The 3,290-nt window shown below is 69.1% G+C and carries 2 protein-coding genes and 2 pseudogenes; 2 read left to right on the top strand and 2 right to left on the bottom strand.

Features of this window, described 5'->3' with window-relative positions; translation table 11 throughout:
• Positions 1–93: 93 nt before the first annotated feature.
• Positions 94–1,174 (top strand): annotated as a pseudogene (locus ACFQ87_RS45215) (amidase); the annotation flags it as partial.
• 245 nt (positions 1,175–1,419) lie between these two features.
• Here ACFQ87_RS45215 and ACFQ87_RS45210 read toward each other — a convergent pair.
• Entirely contained in the window at positions 1,420–1,887 is a 468-nt protein-coding gene (locus tag ACFQ87_RS45210) for a MarR family winged helix-turn-helix transcriptional regulator (protein WP_380616877.1), read from the bottom strand.
• Positions 1,888–1,981: 94 nt separating this feature from the next.
• On the opposite strand from ACFQ87_RS45210, the gene ACFQ87_RS45205 reads away from it, so the two are divergent.
• Complete coding sequence (locus ACFQ87_RS45205; RefSeq protein WP_380616876.1) at positions 1,982–2,641, top strand: NAD(P)H-dependent oxidoreductase; 660 nt, start codon at positions 1,982–1,984, stop codon at positions 2,639–2,641.
• Positions 2,642–2,960: 319 nt separating this feature from the next.
• On the opposite strand, the pseudogene ACFQ87_RS45200 reads toward ACFQ87_RS45205, so the two are convergent.
• Positions 2,961–3,290: pseudogene (locus ACFQ87_RS45200) on the bottom strand (hypothetical protein); the annotation flags it as partial.

The following is a 3,290-nucleotide window of genomic DNA, read 5'->3' as shown; positions in this document are numbered from 1 at the left end:
ACTGGGGTGGAGGACACCCGCCGAAGTCTTCAACGAGCAGCTACTGTTGATCCAACAGGGTGCTGTTGTTGCAACGACTGGTTGAACCTGGGCAGCACCACCACCGAAGGCCTCCTGTACGGCGCCACCCGCAACCCGTGGGACCCGACCCGCAGCCCCGGCCGCTCCAGCGGCGGCTCGGGATCCGCCGTCGCCGCAGGCATCGTCCCGATCGCGCACGCCACCGACGCGGCGGGCTCCATCCGTGTCCCCGCCGCCGCCAACGGTCTGTTCGGGCTGAAGCCGACCCGCTGCCGGATACCGATGGGCCCCGACGCGGACGAGGTCTTCAACGGGGCTCGCCGTCCACGGCGCCCTCAGCCGCTCGGTCCGCGACAGCGCCGCGCTGCTGGACCTCGTCCACGGCCCCGAGGCCGGTGACCCGTACGTCGCCCCGTTGCCCGAGCGACCCTACGCGCAGGAGGTCACCCGCGCCCCCGGTTCCCTGCGGATCGGCCTCCTCACCCGGCCGTGGGGCGGGCGGGCCGTCGACGGCACCGTCGACGACGCCACCCTCCGCTCCGCACGGCTCGCCGAGTCCCTGGGTCACCGGGTGGAGGAGGTCCACCTCGACCTCGGCATCGGCTGGGACGAGTTCGTCCTGGCCAACGCCCGCCTGTGGAGCACCAACCTGGTGACATGGATCGACGACTTCGCTGCGGCCTTCGGGCGGCCCGTCGACTCCACCACCGTCGAACCCGAGATCCTCGCCAGCTACGCCTTCGGACAGCAGGTCAGCGGCGCCGAGTTCGTCCGCGCGCTCGCGATGCGCACCAGCGTCAGCCGCGCGACCGGCCGGTACTTCACCGACCACGACCTGCTGCTCACCCCGACCCTGCCCGAACTGCCGGTCCCGCTGGGCACATACGCCGAGGGCGCGAAAGGCGCCGACGGTCTCGGCTGGCTGAAGCAGCTCTTCCACCGCTCGCCCTTCACCGCCGCGTTCAACATCGCGGGCACCCCCGCCATGTCCGTCCCCCTGGAAACCGACCCCGCCACCGGACTACCCATCGGCATCCAGTTCGCCGCAGGATACGGACGTGAGGATCTCCTCTTCCGCCTCGCCGGACAGCTGGAGCGAGCCGCACCCTGGGCGCAGCGGACCCCCGCCGTGTGGGCGGGCCGCCCTGCCTGACGCACGCCGGGTCCAGACCACGCAAGCCCTGGTCCTCGACCAGGGCCAGGGCTATGCCTTCTGTACCTCCTACCAGCGCTCACCATCGCCTGGGCACCCGCGGGTATGCGGGGGCGTGGTAGGACCTTCCTCGGTAAAGCCCACCCGCCAAGGCCGGATGACCGCTGCAGGTTTCAGCTTGATGGTCCTCCGCCCTGCGGGCGGAGGACCATCAAGCGCCGTTCCGGGGGATGTTCGGCGTGAGCTCAGTGGTGCGCATCGCGGTGGGTGCCGAGGGCCTTGTCCGTGGCCGCGAGAACACGGATCGCGGCGCGCATGTCGTCGGGGTCGACGAGCGACTGGATCGCTGCGCGGTCCTGGTGGAATGCCGTGTCGCCGCGTCGCACCAGATCGGTGCCGGCCGGTGTGAGGAAGACGGCGTTCTCGCGGCGGCTGCGCGGGGACGGCTGGACCGTCACCAGTCCGGCGGAGACCGCGTTGTCGATCTGGCGGCTGACGGTGCCCTTGGTCAGGCCGAGCCGGTCGGCGACCTGCTGCTGGCTGAGCGGTCCGGGGTGGGCGTCGATGACGGAGAGCACGAGGAACTGGGCCAGGGAGATGCCCAACTCCCGCTGGAAGAGTGCCTCGCCGTTGCGGTCCATCAGGCCCGCGACCCGGCGAGTCAGATACCAGAACGTGGCCAGGTCGTCAGGCATCGGCGGCGGGGTGTCCATGCGGTCCAGGATAGCTCATCCGTTTGACAGGCAACCGTTTCCACTGCAACCGTTGCTTGCGAAACTGTTCCGGAACCCTCCCAGGAGCAACCGCATGCGCGTGCTGATAGTCCTCGACCACCCGTACACCCTGGCCTCGGCCGACAACATTCCGCACAACCGCAGCTTCACCGCCGCCATCACCGCCGCCGCCGTCCGCGGCGCCACCGCAGCCGGGCACGAAGTGGACCTGATCGACCTGGCCGCCGATGAGTTCTCGCCGGTGATGACCAGGCAGGACCTCGTCGCCTGGCGGCAGAGCGCAGTGGTCGACCCGCAGGTGCGCGACTACCAGCACCGTCTGCTGGCCGCCGACCACCTGGTGTTCGCCTTCCCGGTGTGGTGGGAGGCGATGCCGGCGGCCACCAAGGGCTTCCTCGACCGAGTGCTCACCAAGGGCGTGGTGTTCGCCGAACTGCCCGAAGCCAAGGGCAACCCGTTCCGCAACCTGATGCCGCGACTGCAGGGAGTCACTGTCCTGTCCGTCATGACCACCCCGGACAGGGCCTACCGCTGGTGGTACCGCGACCCGCTGACCAAGATCCTCTTCAAGGGCACCTTCGGCAAGATCGGCATCAAGAGCCTGCGGTGGATCAACTTCGACCGCGTCGCCGACAAGACCCCGGACCAACGCCAGCAGATGCTCCGCGACACCGAGAAGCGATTCTCCGCCCTCGCCCCAACCCACTCCTCCGGTGGCACCGCACCACGGTGACGTCATTTCTCGTGAGCATCTCCAGCACTCAAGATCGCCAACTGCCGCCCAAACCGCTGATCAAACGCTGCTACTTCACGTGAACGAAGCCACGGCGATTCTCAATCAACCGCACAAACATGCAGATCACACGATCCGGACTCCTCACCAGCGACACCAGCAGATCGACGCCTACGCCCCAACACAAGATCAACCAGCGAACCGCCGACCCGCCACACAAGCAGTCCCACATGACGTCCGACTCCCGCACCCTGATGGGCGTACCGCCCCCGCTCCTACTTCACCGGCTGGCGGCCCGAGGCGGCGCCCTGCCAGCCGGTCAGGCGGCCGGGTGCTCGCGGGTAGGGACCGGCACCTGGTTGAAGGCGTAGTACAGGGCGAGCAGGCCGTGGGCGGCCAGGGTGAGCGGGGCCGAGATGAAGGCCAGGCCGACCGTGGCCGGGTAGGCGAGCGAGCCCAGCGCGAAACGGATCCGGGTCCTGCGGGCCGCGGGGACGTCGACGCGTTCGTCGAAGAGGTGGCCGGTGCGGGTGAGGTGCCACCACAGCCCGTGGTGTGCGACATCCCGTGAGTTCCCCTGAGCCCTGCTGAGTCCTTGCCCTCGTGGCCAGGATGTTCGGTCTCCTTGGAGTGTTCGTCGATCCGGTGA

The sequence above is a fragment of the Kitasatospora sp. NPDC056531 genome (genome assembly GCF_042794375.1).
Classification (GTDB): Bacteria; Actinomycetota; Actinomycetes; order Streptomycetales; family Streptomycetaceae; genus Kitasatospora.
This window is presented reverse-complemented; position numbering and strand designations above follow the sequence as displayed.

Excerpts from the sequence above, each read along its gene's own strand:
- ACFQ87_RS45205 (WP_380616876.1), top strand. The coding sequence starts at position 1,982 with ATGCGCGTGCTGATAGTCCTCGACCACCCGTACACCCTGGCCTCGGCC.
- ACFQ87_RS45210 (WP_380616877.1), bottom strand. The coding sequence starts at position 1,887 with ATGGACACCCCGCCGCCGATGCCTGACGACCTGGCCACGTTCTGGTAT.